The 5,725-nt window shown below is 71.8% G+C and carries 4 protein-coding genes and 1 pseudogene; all 5 read right to left on the bottom strand.

Annotated elements, in window-relative coordinates; all coding sequences use genetic code 11:
- A partial coding sequence (locus GT045_RS14460) for a glycosyltransferase family 2 protein (protein WP_161334413.1) occupies window positions 1-1,224 on the bottom strand: 1,224 nt, incomplete at its 3' end.
- 154 nt (window positions 1,225-1,378) lie between these two features.
- A complete protein-coding gene (locus GT045_RS14455; protein ID WP_161334412.1) occupies window positions 1,379-2,287 on the bottom strand; it encodes a carbohydrate ABC transporter permease in 909 nt (302 codons plus the stop codon).
- Window positions 2,284-3,564, bottom strand: coding sequence for a sugar ABC transporter permease (locus GT045_RS14450; protein ID WP_161292463.1), 1,281 nt, complete (start codon window positions 3,562-3,564; stop codon window positions 2,284-2,286). The genes GT045_RS14455 and GT045_RS14450 overlap by 4 nt, the downstream gene beginning before the upstream one ends.
- 70 nt (window positions 3,565-3,634) lie before the next feature.
- Window positions 3,635-5,014 (bottom strand): ABC transporter substrate-binding protein, encoded by a 1,380-nt coding sequence (locus tag GT045_RS14445; RefSeq protein ID WP_161334411.1) that lies wholly within the window; start codon window positions 5,012-5,014, stop codon window positions 3,635-3,637.
- A 283-nt stretch (window positions 5,015-5,297) separates the two neighbouring features.
- Window positions 5,298-5,725: pseudogene (locus GT045_RS14440) on the bottom strand (hypothetical protein); the annotation flags it as partial.

The raw sequence follows: 5,725 nt of genomic DNA, 5'->3' as shown, positions 1-5,725 counted from the left end.
GGCCGTCCCCGGTGTCAGCCGCCGCGGACCCGGCGGCGCCGCCCCCTCCCGGCCGGGCCGGACGACCCACGCCGTGCGCACGTGCGGGGCGTGCGCCCGGAACGCCTCCTCCAGCGCGGCCGGATCGCCACGCCCCGCCCGGGCGGCGAACACCGCCCGGTCCGGGCGCAGCGGCAGCCGCAGCTGGATCCGGTAGTGCAGCAGGAGCGCGCCGGAGCGCAGCGTGCGGCCCGACCTCACCGCGCACCTCAGCGCCCACCGGCGGACGGCCGCGGCCCGCCGCAGGGCCCGGAACGTGCGGTGCAGCCCGAAGCGGAGCAGGACGTGCCGCGGCCGGAGCCGGGCCCCCTGCACATGGTGGCGGCGGTAGTGCGCGCGGGCCCGGCGCAGGAACTCGCCGTGGCTGCCGCGCGGCAGCCGGCCCGGCCGGGTGAACACCACCTCGAAGTGGTCGAGCATCCGCCGGAACAGCTCCGGCCGCCAGTGGTCCAGCTCGGGCCGCTCCCCGACGTACGCGAACACCCGGTCGTACTGCTCGAACACATCGAAGTGCCGGCGGCTGGTGGTGCCCAGGATGCTGCCCTGCCGGCGCTGCCGGTAGTGCACGCACACCCGGTCCAGGGTGGCGATCGACCCGGCCGTCAGCAGCACCGGGAAGGTCCAGGGGGTGTCCTCGTAATAGCCCGGCGGGAACGTGAACCCCCCGGCCAGCACGAACTCGCGCCGGTACGCCTTGTTCCAGGCCACCATCAGCACCCGCAGCAGCCCCGGCCGGTCCGCCGTCCGGAACCGCGCCGGGCCCTCCTGGGTGAGCTCGGCGGCGAGCTGGTTGCGCACCGTGCGCCCGTCCCAGTAGGTGCGCGCGTAGTCGAAGACCAGGACGTCCGGGTCGCCGGTCTCCTCGAGCCGGTCGGCGACCGCCCGCAGGGCGCCCGGGGTGAAGGTGTCGTCGCTGTCCAGGAAGAGCAGGTAGTCGCCGCTCGCCTCGGCGAGCCCCGCGTTGCGGGCACGGCCCAGCCCCCGGTTCCCGTCGAGGTGCACGGCCTTCACCCGCGTGTCCCGGGCCGCGTACTCGTCGATGATCGCGCCGCAGGCGTCGGGTGAGCAGTCGTCGACGGCGATCAGTTCCAGATCCGTGTACGACTGCGAGAGCACCGAGTCCAGGCACTCGGGGAGATACGCCTGGACCTTGTACGCGGGGACAATGACACTGAACCTGGGCAAGGGACATCCATGGGTCGGTCGGCGCGGGCGTTCTGCCCGGGAACGGCCGATGGAGTGACTTGGTTACGGCCCGTACGGCATTCGGGCTACTCCAGGTGAACGGCAAGGGGCGGGCCCCTGAAGACCCGCCCCGCGAAAGCCGCCCGCCGTGCTGCTACTTGACCGCGCCGGCCATCACTCCGGACACGAACTGCTTCTGGAACGCGAAGAACACGGCCAGCGGGATCACCATGGAGATGAACGCGCCGGGCGCCAGCACGTCGATGTTGTTGCCGAACTGCCGTACCTGCGTCTGCAGGGCGACCGTGATCGGCTGCGTGCCCGACTTGGTGAACACCAGGGCCACCAGCATGTCGTTCCACACCCACAGGAACTGGAAGATGCCGAGCGAGGCGATCGCCGGACCGCCCAGCGGCATCACCACCCGGGCGAACAGGCGCAGTTCGCCCGCGCCGTCCAGCCGGGCCGCCTCCAGCAGCTCCCGCGGGATCTCCGCGAAGAAGTTCCGCAGCAGGAACACCGCGAACGGCAGACCGAAACCGGTGTGGAACAGGATCACCCCGAGGATCGTCCCGAACAGGCCGATTTTCCCGAACAGTTCCGCGATCGGGATCAGGGCCACCTGCACGGGCACCACCAGCAGGCTCACCACGCCCAGGAACCACCAGTCCCGGCCCGGGAACTCCATCCACGCGAACGCGTACCCGGCCAGCGCCCCGATCACCACGACCAGGACGGTCGCCGGCACCGTGATCAGCACCGTGTTCAGCAGGGAGCCGGTGATGTCGGAGTTCTCCAGCAGCTTCTGGTAGCTGTCCACGGTGAGCTGGGACGGCTTGGAGAACACCGTCCACCAGCCGCTGGCGCTCATGTCCTGCGGCGCGCGCAGCGAGGAGACGAGCAGTCCGATGGTCGGCACCAGCCAGAACAGGCCGACGACGATCAGCACCACGCGGACCAGTCCGCCGCTCAGCCTCTCCGTGACCCGGGAGCCGACCGACTGCCTGACCCCGGCCGCCCGGACCGGCTCGGTCTTCCCGGCGCTTCCGGCGGTCACCGTCATCGCCGCACCTCCCGCCGCAGCCGACGAATGTTGAACAGCATCACCGGGATCACCAGCAGCAGCAGGAACACCGAGATCGCGCTCGCGACGCCCGGCTGGCTCTCCGCGAAGCCCTTGCGGTACAGCTCCAGCGCCAGCACGTTCGCGTCGTCCTGGGAGGAGCCCGGCGCGATGATGAACACCAGGTCGAACACCTTCAGCACGTTGATCATCAGCGTGACGGTGACGACCGCCAGCACCGGGGCCAGCAGCGGCACGGTGATCTTGCGGAACACCTGCCACTCGGAGGCGCCGTCCACCCGTGCCGCCTCCAGCAGTTCCCGGGGCACGCCCGCGAGCCCGGCGGCGATCAGCACCATCGCGAAGCCCGCCCACATCCACACGTACGCCCCGATGATCGAGGGCGTGACCAGCGCCGGGCCGAGCCAGTCGACCCCGTTGTATGGCTCGCGGAAGTTGGCCGCGGGCAGCCTGAGGCGGGCCCCGTCGGCCGACGCGGGCAGGGTGAAGGTGCCGTCACCGGCCGCCTCCGCCGAGGCGACCACCTTGCCGTCCTTCACCGCCTCCACCCGCATCCCGGCATAGCCCACCTCGGACGCGTCCGGCGCGCCGAGCCTGCCGACGCCCTTGCCGCGGGTGAAGTCCTGCCAGGTCGTGCCGGTGACCTTGCCCGGCTCCGGGCGGGCGGCGGCGGCCTTCCGCGCGCCGTCCGGCAACTGGTCCGGGGCGACCCCGACGAGCGGCAGCGTGACCGGCTGCCCGGCGTGCACGGCGGCCCGGGTGACGAAGCCGCCGCCCTCGGCCACCAGCGGCGACTCACGGCCCGGGTGGGCCTTGGGGAACGCCGACGCCTGCGCGAACGTGTCGTGCACGCCCACCCACACCGCGTTCGCGACCCCCTTGTCCGGGTCCTGGTCGTACACCAGCCGGAAGATGATCCCGGCGGCCAGCATGGAGATCGCCATCGGCATGAAGACGACCAGCTTGAACGCCGTTCCCCAGCGCACCCGTTCGGTCAGCACCGCGAAGACCAGACCGAGCGCGGTGGAGACCGTCGGCGCGAAGACCACCCAGATCACGTTGTTCTTCAGGGCGGTCCGGATGCCGTCGTCGGTGAAGAGCGTCCGGTAGTTGCCGACACCGGCGAAACCGTCGCCGGAGGCGTTGTAGAAGCTGCGGACGAGCGAGTACCCGATCGGGTAGACCACGAGCGCGCCGAGCAGCACCAGCGCGGGCAGCAGGAACAGGGCTGCCACGGCCTTGCGGGTGCCGGTCACGCTCTTGCGACCGCGGGGTGCGGCGGGGCCCGGTGGAGCCCCGGCCGCCGCTGCCGACGCCATGGCCGGATCAGCCCCCGTTCCCGTAGGCCGCCGCCGCGTCCTTCTCCAGCTTCGCCTGGGCGCCCGCGACGTCCCTGGGGTTCTTCAGGAAGTCCTGGAGGTCCTTCCACTCACCCTTGCCGGGCGTCCCGCCGAAAGCCTGCGGCGCCTGGTCGGACATGTCGAAGCGGAAGTCGTCACCGGACGCGATCAGGGCCTTGGCGATCTTCTGCTGCACCGCGTTGGGGTACGCCGACACCGGCACGTTCTTGTTCGGGGAGAGGTAACCGCCGAGCTTCGCCTGGATCGTGGCCGCGTCCGGGGAGGCGAGGAAGGTCAGCAGCGCCTGTGCCGCCTTGGAGTCCTTCAGGATTACGGCCGCGTCCCCGCCGGAGACCACCGGCGCCGCGGAGCCGACGGCCGGGAAGGGGAACACCTTCGCGTCCGTGCCCACCTTCGCCTTGGTCTCGCCGATGTTGACCTGTACGAAGTCGCCCTCGTAGACCATCGCGGACTTCGGCTGGTCGCCGCCGGTGAAGGTCTGGGTGACCGACTGCGGGAACTCCGTCTGCAGCGCGCCGTCCTGACCGCCCGCCACGTAGTCCTTCTTGCCCCAGATCTGGGCGAGGGTGGTCAGTGCCTGCTTCACCGACGGATCGGTCCACTTGATCTTGTGCTGGGCGAGCTGGTCGTACTTCTCCGGACCCGCCTGGGACAGGTAGATGTTCTCGAACCAGTCGGTCAGCGGCCAGCCGTCCGCGCCGGCCACCGAGAACGGCGTGACCCCGGAGTCGTACACCGCCTGCGACGCGGTCAGCAGGTCCTGCCAGGTCTTCGGCTCCTTGGCGCCCGCGTTCTCGAAGACCTTGGTGTTGTACCAGATCAGCGACTTGTTGGCGGCCTTGTAGTAGACGCCGTACTGCTTGCCGTCGACCTTGCCGATGTCCTGCCAGCCCTGCGAGTAGTTCTTCGCCAGCTCCTTCTGGCCCTCCGGCCCGACCGGCTTGGCCCAGCCCTTCTGCACGGCCTGCTTGATGGCACCCGGCTGCGGCAGCAGCGCGACGTCCGGCGGCTGGCCGCCCGCGATCTTCGAACCGAGGAAGTTGATGATCGGGTCCTGCGCGGGCACGAACGTGACCTGCGCGCCGGTGCGCTTCGCGAACTCCGCCAGCACCTTCTTGAAGTTGGCCTGTTCGGCGCCGGTCCAGACGGCGGCCACCTCCAGACGGGCGCCGTCGAGTTTCGGCAGGGTGACGGTGGCACCGGTGGCCCCGCCGCTCGTCTCCCCGTCGCCCTTCTTGTCGTCGTCGCTGCCGGAGCAGGCGGTGAGCGCGAGGGCTCCGGTGAGCAGGGCGGCCAGTGCGGTGGCGGCCCTGCGGCTGTGGAACGTGCTGCTCTTGCGGTGCATCACTTCCCCGTTCGTCGTTCTCCGTTGAACGTCGTTGAACGTCAGAACTCTGTCCCGTGCGGTCCGGTGTACGCCGGGCCGCTCCGGGCGGGCAAGAGCGCCTGCGGTGTCGACCGGTGCATCGTGACCGGCTCGTGACCAGGGCTGTATGCGCACGGGTTTGCGACGGCCGGCCCGGAGCGGTTCGGCTCCGTCGACGGCCGGGCGGGGACGGTCCGGCTCCGGGGGCGGGCGGTTCGCCTCCGGAAGAGGAGTCCGGGGGAGGAGGGGACCGGCGGTCCGGCTAGAGGAGCGACGGCACCTGTGCCGCCGCGACCTCCCGGGCCGCCCGCTCCACCGCGCTCGCCAGCAGGGCCAGGTCGGTCGGACCGTTGCCCAGCTCCCGCACGGGCCGGCGGGCCGGCGGGTCGCCCATGCGCTGCCAGTCCAGCGCGACCACCGTGGGCCGCTGGGTCGCGGTACGCGGGATACGGCCGGTCACCCGGCCGCCCTGGAAGCCCACGGCCCGTCCGTCCGCGCAGGCCAGCCGGCCCCGGCCGGGGGCCGGCTGGTCCGGCCCCGGCTGCGGGGCGTCCAGTACGACCCGCAGGGCCGCCCGGCGCGCCGGCTCCGACTCCGCCGTACGGCCGCCGGCACCGGCCGCCGCCACCAGGTGCACGCCGAGCCGCTCGCCCTCCCGGGCCACCGCCTCCAGCGCCCGTACCACCGACA

Source organism: Streptomyces sp. SID486 (assembly GCF_009865385.1).
Taxonomy (GTDB): domain Bacteria; phylum Actinomycetota; class Actinomycetes; order Streptomycetales; family Streptomycetaceae; genus Streptomyces.
Note: the sequence above shows the minus strand (reverse complement) of the source record. Positions and strands in the feature narration are given on the sequence as shown.